At 63.6% G+C, this 17,527-nt stretch carries 19 protein-coding genes; 7 read left to right on the top strand and 12 right to left on the bottom strand.

Features of this window, described 5'->3' with window-relative positions:
* Positions 1–340: 340 nt before the first annotated feature.
* Positions 341–841 carry a DUF3710 domain-containing protein gene (locus WAW17_RS14685; protein ID WP_422333686.1) on the bottom strand — a complete coding sequence of 167 codons (501 nt, stop codon included), beginning with the start codon at positions 839–841 and terminating at the stop codon, positions 341–343.
* Between the two features lie 267 nt (positions 842–1,108).
* Here WAW17_RS14685 and WAW17_RS14680 point away from each other — a divergent pair, with 267 nt between their 5' ends.
* Complete coding sequence (locus tag WAW17_RS14680; protein ID WP_422333685.1) at positions 1,109–1,414, top strand: histone-like nucleoid-structuring protein Lsr2; 306 nt, start codon at positions 1,109–1,111, stop codon at positions 1,412–1,414.
* A 70-nt stretch (positions 1,415–1,484) separates the two neighbouring features.
* On the opposite strand, the gene WAW17_RS14675 is transcribed toward WAW17_RS14680, so the two are convergent.
* From WAW17_RS14675 to WAW17_RS14635, 9 genes are read right to left on the bottom strand one after another with little or no spacing between them, the layout of a single operon-like run.
* Positions 1,485–4,061, bottom strand: coding sequence for a hypothetical protein (locus WAW17_RS14675; protein ID WP_422333684.1), 2,577 nt, complete (start codon positions 4,059–4,061; stop codon positions 1,485–1,487).
* A 59-nt stretch (positions 4,062–4,120) separates the two neighbouring features.
* Positions 4,121–4,366: a hypothetical protein gene (locus WAW17_RS14670; RefSeq protein ID WP_422333683.1), complete on the bottom strand. Its 246-nt coding sequence runs from the start codon at positions 4,364–4,366 to the stop codon at positions 4,121–4,123.
* 26 nt (positions 4,367–4,392) lie between these two features.
* Entirely contained in the window at positions 4,393–5,493 is a 1,101-nt protein-coding gene (locus tag WAW17_RS14665) for a transglycosylase SLT domain-containing protein (RefSeq protein WP_422333682.1), read from the bottom strand.
* 14 nt (positions 5,494–5,507) lie between these two features.
* Complete coding sequence (locus WAW17_RS14660) at positions 5,508–8,192, bottom strand: hypothetical protein (RefSeq protein WP_422333681.1); 2,685 nt, start codon at positions 8,190–8,192, stop codon at positions 5,508–5,510.
* Positions 8,189–9,448, bottom strand: coding sequence for a hypothetical protein (locus tag WAW17_RS14655; RefSeq protein WP_422333680.1), 1,260 nt, complete (start codon positions 9,446–9,448; stop codon positions 8,189–8,191). The genes WAW17_RS14660 and WAW17_RS14655 overlap by 4 nt, the downstream gene beginning before the upstream one ends.
* Complete coding sequence (locus WAW17_RS14650) at positions 9,445–9,714, bottom strand: hypothetical protein (RefSeq protein WP_422333679.1); 270 nt, start codon at positions 9,712–9,714, stop codon at positions 9,445–9,447. Before WAW17_RS14650 ends, WAW17_RS14655 begins: the two co-directional genes overlap by 4 nt.
* Before the next feature lie 26 nt (positions 9,715–9,740).
* Entirely contained in the window at positions 9,741–10,784 is a 1,044-nt protein-coding gene (locus WAW17_RS14645; RefSeq protein WP_422333678.1) for a C40 family peptidase, read from the bottom strand.
* Complete coding sequence (locus tag WAW17_RS14640; protein ID WP_422333677.1) at positions 10,781–11,134, bottom strand: hypothetical protein; 354 nt, start codon at positions 11,132–11,134, stop codon at positions 10,781–10,783. The genes WAW17_RS14645 and WAW17_RS14640 overlap by 4 nt, the downstream gene beginning before the upstream one ends.
* Positions 11,131–11,412, bottom strand: a complete 282-nt coding sequence (locus WAW17_RS14635) for a hypothetical protein (protein ID WP_422333676.1) — start codon at positions 11,410–11,412, stop codon at positions 11,131–11,133. The genes WAW17_RS14640 and WAW17_RS14635 overlap by 4 nt, the downstream gene beginning before the upstream one ends.
* Before the next feature lie 169 nt (positions 11,413–11,581).
* Between WAW17_RS14635 and WAW17_RS14630 the strand changes: the two genes are divergently transcribed.
* The 5 genes from WAW17_RS14630 (at position 11,582) to WAW17_RS14610 (ending at position 15,499) form a co-directional block, all read left to right on the top strand.
* On the top strand, positions 11,582–12,385 hold the full coding sequence (locus tag WAW17_RS14630; RefSeq protein ID WP_422333675.1) for a hypothetical protein: 804 nt from the start codon (positions 11,582–11,584) through the stop codon (positions 12,383–12,385).
* A 137-nt stretch (positions 12,386–12,522) separates the two neighbouring features.
* Entirely contained in the window at positions 12,523–13,098 is a 576-nt protein-coding gene (locus WAW17_RS14625) for a hypothetical protein (RefSeq protein ID WP_422333674.1), read from the top strand.
* Positions 13,099–13,101: 3 nt separating this feature from the next.
* On the top strand, positions 13,102–13,617 hold the full coding sequence (locus WAW17_RS14620) for a hypothetical protein (protein WP_422333673.1): 516 nt from the start codon (positions 13,102–13,104) through the stop codon (positions 13,615–13,617).
* On the top strand, positions 13,604–14,554 hold the full coding sequence (locus WAW17_RS14615; protein ID WP_422333672.1) for a hypothetical protein: 951 nt from the start codon (positions 13,604–13,606) through the stop codon (positions 14,552–14,554). The genes WAW17_RS14620 and WAW17_RS14615 overlap by 14 nt, the downstream gene beginning before the upstream one ends.
* Positions 14,555–14,833: 279 nt before the next feature.
* Positions 14,834–15,499: a hypothetical protein gene (locus WAW17_RS14610; RefSeq protein WP_422333671.1), complete on the top strand. Its 666-nt coding sequence runs from the start codon at positions 14,834–14,836 to the stop codon at positions 15,497–15,499.
* Positions 15,500–15,532: 33 nt separating this feature from the next.
* On the opposite strand, the gene WAW17_RS14605 is transcribed toward WAW17_RS14610, so the two are convergent.
* Positions 15,533–15,988 (bottom strand): hypothetical protein, encoded by a 456-nt coding sequence (locus tag WAW17_RS14605; RefSeq protein WP_422333670.1) that lies wholly within the window; start codon positions 15,986–15,988, stop codon positions 15,533–15,535.
* Positions 15,988–16,509: an ArsR family transcriptional regulator gene (locus tag WAW17_RS14600; RefSeq protein WP_422333669.1), complete on the bottom strand. Its 522-nt coding sequence runs from the start codon at positions 16,507–16,509 to the stop codon at positions 15,988–15,990. Before WAW17_RS14600 ends, WAW17_RS14605 begins: the two co-directional genes overlap by 1 nt.
* A gap of 521 nt (positions 16,510–17,030) precedes the next feature.
* Between WAW17_RS14600 and WAW17_RS14595 the strand changes: the two genes are divergently transcribed.
* Positions 17,031–17,294, top strand: coding sequence for a hypothetical protein (locus tag WAW17_RS14595; RefSeq protein ID WP_422333668.1), 264 nt, complete (start codon positions 17,031–17,033; stop codon positions 17,292–17,294).
* Positions 17,295–17,527: the final 233 nt, after the last annotated feature.

Below are 17,527 nucleotides of genomic sequence, written 5' to 3'. Positions count from 1 at the left end.
CGTTCTTAGTTTTTGTGCGCCGGATTCACGGCTGAAACCGACAATTTTCGCCCCGATATGGTGGGCCCCTGCTTGCATGCGCTGGCCCACAGGAGCGCTCTTCCCCTGGCATTAACCGGCACGGCAGCACGATTAATGGCGCCCAGCCCGGCGGTTTGGAATGGGGGGACCGCCGGGCCGGGCAGTGGCACTCCCCACCGCAATCGGTGGAGAGTTTCACCTCACCTACCGCGCAACGGGGAGGTCGCACGGTAGGTGCTGGCCGCACTTTCATGCGCGACGTAATCGACCGTAGCGGAATGATTGTCGCTTTTCTTCACCACTTGATTTCTGACTATTCCTAAGCCGCGGTCCAAGTCGGATTTGCATCGAGTTCGAGGACCGTTCCCGGCAGGTAGTGCCGGGGCGCATGGACAACCGTGCCGGCGAGCATGCGGCGCGTGAGAGCGATGTCGACTGCGGCTGCATGCCGGTGTGCGCGGACTGCGCCGCGCAGCAACCAGTGCGGACCCGTTCTACTCAGGAACCTGACGTGAGTGCCGTCGGCGGTGGTGCCACCGATCTCGGTGTCAGAGATCGATTCGACTCCGCCGGAGTCGACGTTCTCACCGATCAGGTGCCGCAGACAGCTGCCGAGGTAGCCAGGAACTGCTCCGTTTGGGTTCGCGGCGTACAGATTGAGGGCAATGTTCCCGGTGACGGTGCGGACGATGACGGTATCGGCGTGTCCGTCGCGGGTGACCACTGACAGCGCGTGGCCGGGAAAGTAGGGGACAGACAACGCCCCGAAGTTCACGACATAGGTGGACGAATCAGGCATTCCGGTGCCAATAGTGCTCATTCCGCGGCCCATTCCAGAGGAGCTTCCATCAGATTTGGCTTCACCCGAACCGAAGTTCTATTAAAAGAGACTTTATGTGCGGTTTCAGCGCACACATTCTCCCCCCGTCACGCGTGTTCGGCAGTCACGAATCTCCTCACGTTATCACCGGCAGCCTGTTAGCTGTCATGTATAGTTCCGGCGCGAGAGGACTGGGTCGGTATTTTGTTCTTCCCTCAACCCTTTTCCCACATAAAATGCGGGAAGAACACCTAAGAGAGGAAGATCATGGCTACCGTCACAACCAGGCACGTCATCGACGATTTAGACGGTTCACAGGATGCGAGCACCATCCGATTCTCCATCGGCCGCTCCTTCTACGAGATCGACCTGTCCGAGACGAACACCGAGAAGCTCTACGAAGCCCTGCAGCCATTCATCAAGAAGGCGCGGAAATCATCGGCAGTCCGCCCCACCACTCGCTCCGAGCAAACCAAGATTCGCGAATGGGCCAAGAAGAATGGCATCGAGGTCCACGACCGGGGCCGCCTGCCCAAGGAACTGGTCAAGCAGTACCACGACGCCCAATCCTGAAACACATCCCGAAACGACCAACCGCGGCCACACCCAAAGTCAGGGTGAGGCCGCGGTTTTCGTGTTCGTGTCAGTGCTGTCGAACCAGCAGACGAGCCGCACGCCGGAACTCGGCGACCGCGAACCAGGCGTGCACGGCACTGCCATGATCGACGGCGCGCAACGCGTCGGCGGTCAACACCCGCAGCCACTGCTCGAGGTAAGCGTCACGGTCCGCTTCCTGGCTCCACAGGCCACCGGAGGCTCTTCCGAGGACATGGAGGTACTGGTCACCGCGCAGCACCTTGGTGCGCATCGCCATGTCACGAATCTCGACACCGAGGTCGGTCGCCTCGGCCAGGACGATGTCGCGGCGGCTGCGGCTGGTCGGGGCGAGCAGCTTCGACGCAGCGATGTTCTGGACGTCGGTCAGCGATTGGGTGATCACCTCGATGCCGGGCAGGTCCACACGATCGTCGGTGGTCAGCACGTAGCTCAGCTGTCCGATGGTGTGGGTGGCAGCGGCGAACGCGGCCAGCTTCGACGCTGGGTTCACGTAGCCGCACCATCGGCCGTAGAAGCTGTCGTCGACCAACTCCGAGAGCAGTCGTGTGTCTGACGGGACGGCGCCGTCGTGCGCGATGTACGACAGCCCGTGCGCGGTAGCGAGCACGTAGGTGGTGGCGGTATCGGACTCGAACACGCCCACCGCGGACGCGGTGACCGTGTTGCTGGTGAACTGTTGAATCCGTAGGAGGGCCAGCCGGGTGTGGGCTCCGGCGATCGGCCCGCGGAGCATCGACAGGAACGCCACACCGGCTGCGACTGCGGTAATCGTCTGGTCGCTGCCACCCGCTGACGGGGCGGGCTGGCCGTTGCTCGACGATGCCAGCTCGTCGAGGCGGTGGTGTCGGCCGGTGTCCGGCAGGGTGTGACGCTGCGCGGCCGGTCCGGCTCCGGTACCGCCGGCCAGAGGAGTGTTCGCTGCCGGTGCGGACTGCGACATGACTGGCGGCGTCGCCAGCATCGGGGCACCAGCCCCGTAGGGCGCGGCCGGTGCCATCGGCGGCGCGGCAGGCGCGGCCGACGGTGCAGATGCAGGGGCGGGGGCCGGCGCCTGCGCTGCTGCTGCCTCACGGCTGGGGAACTCAGATGCCGACGTCTCCGTGCGGATGGCGTCGATCTGCTGTGGCCCCTGCAGTCCCAGCGTGTCGGCACGGACAGCACCGTCAGCGCCGGTCGTGACTAGTCCGACCGAAGTGTTCATGACGTCGCGTGCAGCGTCGGATGCTCCGGCGACGCCCTGATGGGCGTTCTCGGCAGCTCCGGTGATCGCGGCGTCCATGCCGTTCTGCAATCGTGTGATCGGATCGGCCTGGGCAGTGGCGTCGGAAGCCGGATGGGCCGGGATCGACCCGTCGTCGGCCTTCTCCGGGGCGGCGTCGGTTTCACCTTCGGCTGTGGCGCTTTCAGTGTCTTCGGCATCGTCCTCGCCCGGCGCGGCGGTGCTACCGTCATCACCGTTACCCGGGCCGGCGGCGGCACCACCATCAGCCGCATCGGCTCTCTCACCACCGTCGGCTGCATCGGCTGCTGCGGGAGCGTCGGGATCCGCGCTCACCGTCTCGACCGCGTCGGCAATCGCGTTCTCCACGTCCTTCGGTGAGGATGCACTGGCAAGGTTCGTCTGCAGCCCGGCAACTGCGTTGGCGGCACCGCCCATCCCGGGCTGCTGCAGCAGCCCGTTCAACGACGCCTGACCGCCGATTCCCGCCTGGCCCCCGATACCGGCCTGACCGCCGATTCCCGCCTGGCCCCCGATACCGGCCAGACCGCCGACACCTTGCTGACCGTTGAGGAACGACTGGGCGATACCACCTGCGACCTGACCAATCTGGTTAAGCGGTGTCGCCGGAGCGCCTGCCCCATAGCCGCCCATGCCCGGCATGCCGTAACCACTCATACCGGCAGACATGCCGTAACCCGGCGTCATACTGACCGCCGCACCAGCACCCTGACCCGACACGCCGGACATCAAGCCGGAGGTGAAATCGACCGCTGCCGTTCCCGCACCCTGCCCCATCGTGTGCGCGTTCGACGCGCCCGTCGGTGGGATCTCCACGGTCCCAGCAGCCATCTTCGGGCCCTCGACCCCGCTGGTCGCGTTCAGTGCGTTCACCACACCCTCATAGGCGCCGGCGAATCCCGAGTGAATGTTCGCGATTGCCCCCTGCGCCTGAGTCAGCAGATCAGTCCGCGCGAGCGCGGTTTCCGCCGGGGTCCACCCCTCGGCGGCAGCACGGGCAGCCAACTCCGAGACCTGCCGGTGGTAGTCGGCGTCGACCACGTTCATCGCGGCCTTCGCTTCCTCAATGTTGATCGCCGCGGCGTCGAGGTGCGATGCTGCCTCTGCGTGCCGATCCCCCGCCGCGCCGAGCGCACGAGTGTCCTCACCAAGCCTGTCCTGCAGAGCATTTCCGGCGCCACCACGCAACGAATTAGCGGTCTCACCACCAGCGTTCGCGACAGCGGAAGCACCGTCAACAGAGGACTCGGACAGCTTGCGTTGGTTCTCAGCGTCCGTACGGAACGCATCCTCGTCATAGCTGATCCACGAACTCCCGAGAACAGCAGCGGATTCCGGATTCGCATTAGGTTGGATTGCCACGGTCAGACCCTCTCGGTCAGTGCCGCGTCACCGCGGCGTCGTGCGTTGCGGTTCATCGTTCAGCGCCGGACGACCGGCGCGGCCGGGGCTGCGGGAGGGGCGACGGGTGGGGCACCGGACACGTCCGTGGCAGGCTCGCCAGTCACGGGGACGTCTGTCCCTTCAGCGCGTGCGACGACTTCGTTGACCGCATCCTTGATCGCTTCCTCGACCTCACTGGCGGTCGCGTCGCCGATACCGGACAGCACCACCAACGGTCCGCCGGCGTACCACATGGCTCGCACGCCACCGTTAGTGTCAGTCATCGTGTATCCCTCCCCTTTTCATTAACTTAGTACCCGACATATTTGCCATGCGCTCGTGCCGCATAGAATTCGTCCAATCCGGACCCGTCATGGCCAATAGCGTATCGATCTTTCATGTAATTGATTGCGGCACCGGCGGACGCCTCCGGGTCATAAATATTAGTGCTGGTACCGGCCGCATGGTTCGCGGCGAACGTGCCCGGGATCGTCTGCCATGGACCGCGAGACGCCTGAGCGGGTGAGCCGTCCACTTGCGTAGGGCCAACTGCGTTGGAGTCGGAATTGTTCACCGCTGACGCATCGTTTCCAGATTCTTCTACCGCCATGTACAGAAGAACGTTTTTCCATTTTGCACGCGCTTCCGGGTTTTCGATTCCCGTCTTATCCATCGCGGAGTCGACAACCGCCGACATCTCTTCTTGAGACAGCTTCCCATGCGTTTTCTCGTACTGAACTTGGCTGATGTCAACCGGTTCGGGGCTGGTGGATCCATTCCACGGCGCACCGGTAGAACTGCCGAACCCCGACCCGCCCACGGAAGCGGGGTCGATCAACGAGGCCAGGTCGTTCGGGTCGACCAGGATCGTCCCGTCCGGCAGCCCAGCGGTCGCGGCAGGCGCTGCGACCGACGACATCGCCATCGCCGCTTGCTGCACTGCCGAAGCCATCTGTTGCTGCTGGGCTGCGGCCATCAACTGCTGTTGTTGGGCGGCGGCCATCATCTGCTGCTGCTGGGCCTGCTGGCTGGCCAACTGACCCGTCTGCTGTTGGGCGGCCATCTGCTGCTGGCTTGCCGCGACCTGCGCAGGTGACAGGGTCGCCGTCGATGACCTCGATGACGATGCCGTCGCCCCCCCACCACTGGCCGGACCTGCTATCGCAGACCCCGACTCCTCGTCGGCCGCAGTCAATCCCTGCGCGGCAGACGCACCGCCTGTGGTGTGCTCACCGGCACGCTCGGCATCATCACTGGTGCGGCCGGACAATGCACGCAACAGTTCTGCGACCTTAGGGTCGTTGCTCTGCGGCTCTTGCGCTTGCGCGGTGTCGGCGACGTCCTCTGCCTCCCCGCGTCCACGGTCGAGCGCGGTGGTCGCGTCAGGGGCATCGACAGCAATGTCGGTCATTGCTCACGCCCCGTTCAGTCGCCGACCGGCACCGACGGCACCGCGGGTGAGGATGATCCGAGGTCGGTGTCGGACGTCGGGATCGATGCACGCGGCAGCGGCATGTCCGTCCCGGCCGGGGCCTGGGCCCCACCTGAGGTGGAGTCTCTGCTGGCGGGGGTGTCACCGGCGGCGAGGTCGGCGCTCTGCGTGTGTGCAGTGGGACTGTCCCCCGTCGGCGGGACGTCACCCGTCGGGGCTTGAGCTTCCCCACCCGGAGCGACATCAGCTGCCGGAGGGACATCCGGCGCCGGAGCAGGAGCATCCCCGGCGTGCAGTGCATCCCCAGCCACGGGAGCCGGGGTCGCACCGTCCTCGAGCCGGAAGATTCCCTGCCCATCATCGGTGAAATGGGCGATGTCGCCCACCGGCCGCACCTCACCGCCGCTGAGTACCTTCGCGTCCCCGATGTACAAACCGTTGCGGTCCCCGTCACCCATGATCAGATCACCCGGACGCAGATCCGCCGTCGGAATGACCTTGCCAATCGGCTCACCCGCCGGTGGCAACGTGTACCCGGATTGAGCTGCCGCTTCCTGCACCGTCACCGGCGTCGATCCGTCCGTCGGCTTGAGGATCTCCGCCATCCGCGCACTTCGTGGGTCCTCGAACTCGACGGTCTTTCCGCCGATATTCGCGGTCCTGCTCTTCGGCTCGTCCGCAGCATGATCTCCCGGTGCGGGTGTTTCGACCCCGAGTGCAGACGGAAGTCCCGGCGCGGGTGCTGGGCTCGCCTTCGGAGGCTCTGCGGTGGGAGTCGCGTCTGTCGCAGCGTCCTCCCCCCTCGTAGCGTTCCCGTCCTTGGCGTCCTCGTCCTTCGCTTTGTCGGAACGCTTCTCAGCGACGGTGTCCTTCGCCTTGTCCGTGCCCAGGAGGTCACGCAGTTTCGATTCCAGCTTCGCCGAGTCCGACTTACCTGCAGCCGCGTTCGGCTGCGGCAAAGCAGCCGGCATCGTGTTCGTGCCGCCACCCATCTGTGCAAGGGGATTCTGCATCTGCCCGAACGGGTTCATGCCACCACCCATCTGTGACATCGGGTTCTGCATCCGGTCGAGTGGATTGTTCATCTGTGCGAGAGGATTCGTCATCTGCGACAACGGGTTCTGGCTGGCTGGGCTATTCGTGGCTGCGGGCGTACCGATGCCACGCAGGGCATCGGTGATCGCTTGCTTCGATGAGCCGTCTTTCGACCCGCTCGGCTCACTTCCCGAGCGGGGTGAGGTCGACGCCGGTGCCGACGTGGTCGGCGCACTACCACCGGACGTTCCCGCGCCTGCACCAGCGGACCGGTTCACAGACGGGCTTAGCACGGAGGGCAGGTTGGCTGTTCCGATACCCGGGGTGCTCGTGGTGGGCGGCGTCCAGTCGGTGAACACAGCGTTGACAGCTTGGATGTTCGCGTCCTGCTGCTGCGCGAACTTCTCGAATTCACCAGCGAGCTGACCCATGTTGCCGGCTTCGACGTTCGCGGTCCACGGGAACACGCCCGAGCCGGAGTTCGCGATCTCCTGACGGGCAGCGTTGTTCGCGCCCCGCAACTTCATATAGAGCGTATTGGTGTCCGACGCCGACGCGGCAATCAGATTCGACACCGCGGGAAGGACCGTCGCCCCGAATTCGTCGAGGGACTCGAGAGCCTGCTTCATCGACTCCCCCGCCCGGTCGACGACCTGCTCGCCCCGATACTTACGCAAGATCGCGCCCAACTCCTCGCGCAGCCCCACGGTAGTTGCGATCAAGTCTGTGATGACCTGGGTCGACTTCTCGAACATCGGTGTGGTCTCGATGGCCGGCGCTGTCGGATGCCACACCTTGCTCGGATCGAACGCGAAGGCAGCGTCGTTGAGCTGCACCATCTCGGCGTCCTTGGTGTCGATCACCGAGTCACGATCACCGTCGTGGGTCAGGGGAAGGAACTGGGTTCGCGGAGGCTCCGGCGGAGCATCCAGTGCAGGCGAGTTGTTGACCCCAAATGCTTTTCCGACGAGGTTGTTCACGAACCGGCGCATGCTGCTGTCGAACAGCCACGTCGCGACGAGGACTGCAGCACCAACAGCCCATCCGGGTCCTGGGATCGCGAACAGCGCCAGCCGCATCCCGAGCCGTGCACCGAGCGCAGCGGCCTTGGGTCCGACACGAGATGCGACCGCACTTGTAGCGCCGCGTGCGAGGCTGACCACGGTGCGGCCAGTCGGCACCTTCGACGCGGCCTTGTCCACCACGTTCGCCCCGAACCTGCTGAACACAGACCGGGCACCAGCTGTGCCCTCTTTGGCTCGGCCCAGCGTCGACGGAATCGCGGCGTTGCGGGCGTTCTGCAGCTTCTGGACCCGCCCCTGAATCTCGGCCGGGGAGTTCTGGAACCGGACCAGGTTGTCGTACTTGGTACGAAGGTCGTCCTTCAACGGCTGTGTGACGTTGGTCGACACCTTCCCGGACAGCGCTGTCGTCCCCAACGCCACCGCACCCCATCGACCCCAGTCGCCAGCGTCCCCGAACGGTGGCGCAGCTTCCGGCACCACGTTCGGCGATGCCTGGACCTGACCGGACGGATTTGCGATCGCCGACGGCGGCAGTCCGGCGTTGCCGTTGAGCGCATCGAGCAGTCCCGTACCCGATCCTGTGTTCGGGCTGAACCCTTCCGCAATGGACGTCGTCACGCGAATCGCCCCTTCTGGTTGTCGATGATCGGGTCAGTGGTTTGAACGTCGTCGCCATACACATCCGGATCGGCGTTCTTGATGTGCGGTTGGTGCTTCGGGTGCCCGCCAACGGAATTCGGCGACATGGGTGCCATCGGCCCCACCGGCGGCATCATGCCTGGACGAGTTGATGCAGCCGGACCCGTCGACGACGGAGTAGCGGGCGACCGCGAATTCTGCGCCTCCGACACCCCCGTCGGTGATGAGGCGTTCGCCCATGAGGTCGGCTGGACAACCCGCGGCCCAGCAGCTGGACCGCCACTTCCGGGCAGACCACCGCCACCGCCGGAGCCTGACGGAGTTGTCGGAACACTGGGGACGACGCTCCCCCGGTCGGACCTGAGCCGGTCGAGCAGCGAGTTGAATTCGCGGTCCGACATCGGAGTCACTTGCCCGGCGCTGGTCACCGTCCCGGGGAGGACGTAACCGGGCATCACCGGCGGACCGATACGGCCGGCCATCGCTGCCGGGTTCGCCATTCCTGCCTGCGGAAACATCATCGGCGCGGCCCCAGCCGCGGCAACCGGCGTTCCCGCTGCAAGAACGTCCTCGACCGACGCGCGACCAGCACCACCGCCCTCAGACGCCGGAGAATCCGACGGCGACCGACCCGACGACCCGCCACTTGAGGACGGCACCGCGGAGGACGGCGCACCCAGCGTCACGGTTGTACTGGCGCCTGACGGTCCAGCCGCGGCCACCGACAGACCTGCACTCCCACGTTCACTATTGGTGCGCTCAATACCCGCCGGTATGGCTGTGCTGTTGATACGTTCGACGACCCGGTTCTGTTCGTCGAGGAAGACGCGGACGGCGTCACGTCGTTCCTGGGAGAGCTGGTTGAACCGTTTTTGCGCTGATTCGACAGCCTGCACATAGGCGCTATCGTCGATACCCATTACTGCAGGGATGGGGCTGGACTGGACGGTCGGACCCAAATCCTGCAGGTTGAGTAGCTCCTTCGCTGCCTGCTCGACTTCGGCAAGGGTCGGTGCGGTCGCCACGAACGTCGCTTCCGAGCGTCGGTGTTCGTCTGCGGCGTCTTGGAGTTGGTGCAGTGTGTCGCCAAATTCCTCCAAGGTGCCGGCGAGTGCCTGCTTCTGTTCGTTCAGCGTGGCTCCGAAGCTGCCTGTGATCCCGTCGGTGTCAATGGCGCCGACGATGGAGGCGGTGTCGCTGATGTCCTCAGCGAACCGTCCGATCTCATCGCTCATGACTGCATCCGCTTCCTGACGTCGTCGCGCCAGTTCTCGAATGCTCCTCGGATGATCGTGTTCAGGTATACCCCGAGCGTGACGGGGTCGTTGCGGTACATGTCGATGACGGAGTCGTCGATCTCCAAGCCGATCAGTCTGTTTCGTGACACGACCGCGAGAACGGACGGCGTCTCGTGATGATCGCTGGCGGCACCGAACGCTTCCGAGAACGCCTTGTCCATGATCGTTTCCGACTGATGAACGTTTTTGGCTGCTTCGAGCATCGTTTGCAGAGACGGGTGCATTCGGGTCACATCCTCTTGATGATTGAGGGCGTCATTTCGGAGATTTTCACTTGGTCGCCGGATTGTGGTGCTTCGAGCACCTTTCCGTCACCGAGATAGATCTGGACGTGTCCTGGCCCGCCGCCGCCGAAGCTGGAATTGGGGAAGACGAAGTCGCCGGGCTTGGCCTCTTCTGCACTCACTTCTGATCCGGCGGCGTATTGAGCCTCGGATGTTCGCGGGACTTCCTCGCCGGTGAGCTGGAAGTGGACGTAGCGGGACAGGCCGGAGCAGTCGTAGCCGACCTTGTTGTAGTCGCCGTGGGCGTCCGCGGCGCCCCCACCGTCGGAGATGCCCTGACTTGGGCCTTCTAGAGTGCCTCCACCCCAGGCGTATGGGATGTCTGCGGCGACCAACGACTTCGCGATGTCGGACAGTTTGCCGCCGCTCGATCCAAGGTCGAGGCCGCCTTTTGACGACGAGCCTCCGCCTTCGGAGAGTGCTTCGATCAGTCGGGCCTGCTGATCGGGAGTGAGAGCAATCTTCCCGCTTGGTGAGGGCATCACGGGTGCTGCTGCTGCCTGCGCCACATGTGAGGCCATCGGTGCGACCATGTTCGCGGCGCCCATCAGGTTCGACATGGGATTTGCCATCTGCTTCATAATCGGGCTCGCCATCGGCATGGCAGGCTGGGCGGTGCCGGCCATCTGCGCCAATGCGGCAGGTGTGACCTGCACGCCGGGCTGCACCCGTGCAGCTCCGCCGCCGCCAGCACCAGCACCAGCACCAGCACTTGGACCAGCATCAGAATTGATGGCTGCCGCAGCGCCAGCGCCTTCGGCGTCGCTCACTTCCATTGCGCGGGCCGCTCCAGCCCCCTTGTCGAGATGACCTTCTGCTTCACCCTTGTCTTCTTGGGTGGTTCCGCGGATACGTTCGAGCGCTTCCGCAACTCGAGTGTCGCTGACGTTCACCTCACCGCTGTCGCCGCTGAGCACCTCATCGAGGGCTGTCTTCGTGTGCGCGACAGTGTCCCCCACGCCACCGGCATCGAAGTCAATGTCCGTCACCGAGGCGTTCCTCCGGTGTCGATCGACTCGATTCCGGCGGTCGATTGCGCCTCACTCGACTGCGCCTCGGCAACGCGTCCGTTGAGCGCGTCGCCGGTGCGGTCGATTTTGTCGAAGATTTCCGAGATGTTGGACCGCACCGTGCTCGCGGACTGGGTAAGCAGGTCGAGGGTGGCCTTACTCGCAGGCATCACGTCACCATCGAGGCGAGCGTCCGCCTCGAACGCTGCCACTGCCTCTTTGAATTTCGCCGCCAGCTCGTCAATGCGCGCAGCGCTGTCCTTAAGTTCGGACGCCGCAGCCGACGCCTTGTCGTAATCGAGATCGATAGGCTGCCCTGGACTAGTCATAACCCCTCCGGTTTCTCAGAACGCTCGGCCCAGGGTATCCCAGTGAAGGCATAGACCGCTGATCCAATTGTGAGAAACAAACCGGTAATGGGAACAAGGTTCACCACCCCTATCCCAATGCCTCCGGAGAGCGGGATTGCGAACATTTTCCTACCACTCACTCCGGTCAAAAAGCCCAGCTCTACGGCATTATTTGCGAAAGATATCGAGGTGATCACCAGAATCACCGAAGCCACGATTACCACTGCGTTCACGAGGACAATTTTCTTGACCGCCACGATTCCCTCCCTTTATCGAAGCCGCATTCTATCGATTCTCGACAGAAGTTTCTCCTCCGCTTGCAGCGCCACGGCAGGCGAAGTTGGGTGGAATTCAGTTGGCTGTTTCTGCATATACTCCTGTCCGAACTAATACCAGCCCGTTTTGGGAACCCGAGGGGATTGATTCATGAGCACGAAGTATTCGCGCGCGGTCGTTGCTGCCGCTGCTGCGGCCGCGATCATGGGAGGGACCGCCGGTCCAGCGTTCGCTGCGCCCGAGAGTTCGACGACGAACCCGCAGGCGCCCGCCCAGGAAGGCGCGGCCAACCCGCAGGCCCCTGGTAGGGGTGGTGGCGGGCCCAACCCGCAGGCGCCGTCGGATAATGCACCAACCCGCCCGTCCAGTGAGGGTGAGACTGCGGCCGGCACGACTCCGAACCCGCAGGCCCCTGGCACTGGCGCCGGCAGAGTCACTCCGAACCCGCAGGCCCGCGGCGCCGGTGGCGGCGAGACCGTTCCCACGCACCCGTCTGGTGAGGGCGGCGACAACACTGGTGACACCACCGGCGAAGGCACTACAGGCGGTGGCAACACCGGGGCTGACACCGGAGGTGGCAACACTGGCGGAGGCACCGGTGGAGGTGGGAATGGTGGCGGTTACACCGGAGATGGCAACAACGGCGGCGACCGCGACGGGACCTCGTTTCCGGCCGGTCCGGCTCCTCTGACCACGGTCTTAGTGAACAACGTGCCACCGATGGCGGTGGTCACCGCGGCCGAAACCCCCTGGGCACCTCCCCATATCGAGTGGACCCCTGCGCAGAACAGCATGGAAATCCCGATCTACCCGCCGCAGCCGCCGACGCTGCCCGAGATCCCGCAGGTGCAGCTGCCCGATGTCCCGCTGCCGCAGGTGTCTCTCCCTCAGATCCAGCCGCCCACGATCCCCGAGGTGATCGTGATCAACCTACCTGCCCCGCAGCAGGCCTAGTCACAGTCAGACGAGTGTGGGCACCCCCCAGAGACCTGCTCTCAGGGTGGGTGCCCACACCCTTTAGCGGGTGCCCGCAATAGGAGGAACTGGTGAAACGCACACCGGTAAACACATGGCTCGACGAAAACAATCGCGTGACTGCCCCACCGCCGTGGGCTGACCCCGCGGTCGGGAAGAAGCTGCAGATCGGCGGCGGCGCCGTGCTCGCAGTGGGCGTGATCTTGTTGCTGATCGTCGGTGCAACCACCTTGTTCGGCGGCGGATCGGAACGGGGTGCCGGAGCCGTAAGCCCCCAGACGCCAGCAACGATCGATACCTCGAGCAGCCACTCCGTTCTTGGGTGCCAGGAAATTCGTTCCCCCGAGCGGAGTGAGAGTTCCGGTCAAGGCGACACGGACTCCCCCGACGGCCTGATCATCGCGTACGAGCACGCATTCTTCGACGCTCGCGATGCGCGGGGCATGGTGTCGCTATCTGTCCCGTCACCGTCGGTCGCGACAGAGGAACAGCTCGCTGCGAGTATCAAGGAGATGCCGGTCGACACCCCGTGGTGCGTGAGCATCACCCCCGCGGCCGAACCCGACAGCTTCGACGTCTCGGTCCGTTTCGTCGAGTCCGACGGCACAACGGTCACGACGTGGAACCAGACCATGACCGTAGTCAAAAACCCTGAGGGGCAGTGGAATATCGTCGGCGTGCGGGGACGCTGACGCGTGACGCATCGCTCTGCCAGCAGAATCCACGACGTCGATTCCGCGGTCGACGCTGAGTACAAGTCCGCGATGGCGCAGTCGGCCGTGTGTCAGATCCACATCGAACACTTCACCCGGGTGATCGCGCTGATCGACCACGCTGAGGCCTGCAATGCCCTCGACGATCTGATGGGTCTTTATCCCCTCGCGTTCGCGACTGTCTCCACGATCACCTCGACAACCCTGACCCCCGACAGCGCCCGCTGTCTCGCACGCACCATCATCGACGAGATGGGCCTGGCGGTCCACGAACTCGACTGGGAACACCGGTCACCGGTTCCTGCGACTCCCGACGAGGAGCTGCTGCGCAAAAGCCACGCTGTCGTCTGCGAGGACGACGCCCTCAAACGCCTCACACGAGTCCGCAACCAGCTACGCACCTTCGAGGAAGCTTTGAGTGACCGACCGTGGGCGTCCTCGTTCCTGCAACCTCATCCCTTTTCTCGAACAGAAGGAGACCGCAGTGAATATCGTTGACGGAACCGGTTTTCAGAGCGAGTTCCATCAGTCGCCCACCCTCGCGAACTACAGCAGAGGAAACGACGGACGGGTCTCCCGCATCCTCGGGCACGTCCCTCGGCTCTCCGTCACCGATGGTGACAACGTCACGGTCTACGACTTCGACACCATCACCGTCGACGGCGGTACGCTCCACGCCTTCGGTAGCGGCACCGTTTACGCCACCGGCACCGCCACCGTCCACGCTCACGACGTAGTGCGCGTCCTGGCTTTCGACACTGCTACCGGCATCGGCTACGGGCACGCTGCGATCACCTGCTCTGACAAGGCGACCGGCATCGGCTACGAACGCAGCCGTCTGACCTTGCGTGACTTCTCCACCGGCACTCTGCGAGATTTCAGCGTCGGGTCCTTCCATAACTTCACCCAGGGAACAATCTATGACCAGGGCAATGGCTACGCCTACGACATGGCCGTTATCGAAATCCACGGCGATCACACGAGCCTGCGTGCCCGCGGCACCGCCCGCGCTGACGTCCACGACACCCCGTCCGTGTGGCTATCTGGCGCCGCAACCGCTCACACCTCGGCCGAGACCCGAATCAAGTTCATCGTCGCCACTGAGAAGGCCTGCATCATCACCGAGCCGATGACCCGTCCCGACGACGTCGAGCTGACCCTGTCCGTGAAACCGACACTCGGCTACCAGAACGGCGGGTCCCCCGACGAGGACCGTGCCACCCTCCAGCCGGACTTGCCCCCCGCGCCTGCCGAACTCACACCGGTAGCCGCGCCGATAGCCGGCTTCGAGCCCACACCGGAACCTGAACCAACCGGCAAGGACACGACCCCTACCGCGGAACCTGCGGCGCCCACGAGCGCGACGTCATCGATGTCCGGGATCGCACTGGCAGATTTCGGCCCCAAGTGGCATCCACTCCAATCGTCGATCTGAACCCGACCACAACGACTCGAAAACCATGTACTAATACCCATCCGAAATTCATGTTGATAATCCGCCTGAAAGAGCCTCGGAACATCCGTTCTTCAAACCCAGTAGATATCCCTTTAAAGTCTTTGTTTTTCTCCTTCACCTGGTCTTATACACTTTCCATTGAAGGGTTCTATAGGCATCACATTCGACCACTCGAAGTACTGACAAATTTCCTCCGGAACAACAAAGTATCTAACGGGAATGTTGCCCATATCCGCCATTCCCGCTATTCTTCGTTCTATGCTCAAGAAACTGGTAGGAACGATCATCGCCGCGGCGGCCGCCGCGGCGGCGTTCACCCCTGCCGCTGCAACCGCTGAACCTGTCAGTGTCGGCGCCGGTGACGAAGTGTTCATTCGCCACACTGACGGACGCGCTGACAGCGGCTGCACGCTCGGTTTCGTATTCAAAGGCTCCGACAGCGAACCGCGCGCTCTCGTCGCCGGGCACTGCGGCGATCTCCACGACTCAGTTGAAACGACTGACGGGCGCCTTATCGGCCGCATCGCTGCCGTCGAATACCGTGGAAGTTTCGATAGCCGCGACACGGCGCTGGTGTCGTTCCATCCAGGTGTCGCCGTCGATTCTCGGATTCCGGGCGTCGGCGCCGTGTCAGGCGTTATCAGCAGGGAAGAGATTGAGCGCGCCACCCCAGTCCTCTGCAAGCTCGGCGTAGCCACCGGACTCAACTGCGGACCGATCACTGACGATGTCCAGACACCGGCCACCATGATCGCCTTCCTTGGATCTAATGATCATGGAGATTCCGGATCCCCCGTCTGGACGTATGGAACCAATGGGGAGATCCTTGCCATCGGCACTCTCGCCGGTGGCCCCATAGGGAACCCCGACGTCACGTACGTCGAGCCCATCGCGGAGTATGTGAAGGCTTGGCAGCTCAACTGATTCGCGACAGGTTGCCGCGGCGGGAATCTCGTTTCAGAACAGTCCGAGTTGATCGATGAGCGCTTCGGCCGCGTCGGTGATCGTTTGTGCGGATTCGATGGATTCCTCGGCTTCGTCGCGTGTTGCGAAGTCGCCTGGGCGCTTGAAGTATTCGAGTTCGTTGCGTCGGCGGCGCATTGCGCCGAAATGCCTGAACCCTTGCCCGAACTGCGCCCTCAATGCGTCCTGGACGACGGTGTGTCCGCCGTCTGTGGTCGGCCTCAGCCCTTGTTGCATTAGGAGCGCCGTTCCTGCCGTGCGAGCGGCGTCGTAGGCAAGTGTGAACGCGGAGTCCGGGTCGTTGGCGACGACGGTGCGCGCTGAGTCAAGTTTCTGCGCTGCCTTTTCCAGCAGCGGTGTTCCGTTTGCTGCCTCGCCGTCGAGCTTCTGCAGGTGGCCTTTGGCGATGAGTTGTTCGATGTCGGCTTCGCCGCGGGTCCAGCGTCCCATCAGTTGCGCTCCTCGGGGTCAACAACGACGTGTGGTGAGGCTTTGATTTGGTTGATCAGTGGGTCGGAGGGATCGTTCCATTCTTCGGGGGTTCGTACGACCGGGTTGACCTCGATGCCGATGCGGGCGTTGGCGCGGTCGGCAGCTTCATAGACGTCGGCGCGGTCGACACGGCCGATGACGAGGACATCAATGTCGTTCGGTGGTGGGCCGTCTTCTCCTTCGTATCGTGCGGCCCAGGATCCGAAGATGAGTACTTGTTCGGCGCCGGGGATGGCGAATTCCTCCGTGATGACGGCGCGGGGGCCGAAGGTTGTTTCGAGGAGTTGTTTGAGTGGTCCGGATGCGGGATGGAGGGTGTTGGCGTGGACCAGTCTGTTGCGTCCGAGTGACCGGCTAGTGATCAGGCCGGCTTTGTCGAGTCGGACGATCTCGCTGTGGAGGGTGGATAACGGCACGTGGAGGCGGTTGGCGAGGTCGCTGACGGTGTATTCCGTGTCCGGGTGCAGGAGTAACCACATCAGGAGCTCGGCTTGGTGTTGCGACCGGAAGACTGGGAGCAGCGCTGGACCATTACTACGCATAACTCGAAGATACATCCCGCCAATCGGGAGGGTCAAGGTTCAGATACCCCCAGAATCGACCCGGCCTGGGCCCGGTGACGACGTGGCCACCGGGCGATTCGACGAGTTTGAGGATCGTCTGAGCTTGTCAGTGACGGAACCGGGAGGATCTTCACTGAGTGTGCGCGGCGTGGACGCAAGTCCACCCGGGCCCACTCGAGCAGGTTCAAGAGACCCTGTCTCCTGCAGCGCGCGGGTAGGCGCAGTCGGAGTGGATAGTGTTGCAGTACAGGGTTTTTGACGCCGGGCACCCGCCCATTCCTGCTGCGCCGCCCGAGGTGTTGGCGATGGTCGATCCGGCGTCCTCCGTGATGTCGGATTGAGTTCCTCGAATCGGCTCTGCGGAGTTTAACTATTACCTCGACTAATAGTCTATTATAGTCATGTTGGCCGTAGCCAACGGCCTAAGGAGAGACCCGATGGCATCGGAATCGAAGTCCGCCGGAAATCGCAACAGCGGTGCACCGGAAACGAATACACTCGACCGCAAGGTACTTCTGACCATCGACGCCGACCTCAAGGCCCGGATGGTGGCGGCAATCGAACACACACGGGCACGCACCGGGATCACATCCCAGCAGGTCTTCATTCGGACTGCGATAGCGGAGCTGTGCACGAAGCTCGAGGAACAGTACAACGACGGGAATCGGTTCCCGCCGCCAATCACTGCCGGCGACCACTGACACTGGCGACAAACGCCACCACCAGTAAGGCCCCGCCAGGCAGCATCCCGGCAGGGCCTCAACGACCGGGAAACCCATCGAAAGGAAAACCCCGATCATGTCCAACCTTAGTGGTTGGATTCGTTAATTCGTCGGGGGTCATGCCGCTTGCAGGGTTCGGTCGTGGTGGTCGAGTCGTTCGAGGTGTCGGTGTAGGTCGGTGGTGGTGTAGCGCCACTTGAACGGTACGGCGG

The organism is Rhodococcus sp. (in: high G+C Gram-positive bacteria), assembly GCF_049286785.1.
Lineage (GTDB): Bacteria > Actinomycetota > Actinomycetes > Mycobacteriales > Mycobacteriaceae > Rhodococcus_F.
This window is presented reverse-complemented; position numbering and strand designations above follow the sequence as displayed.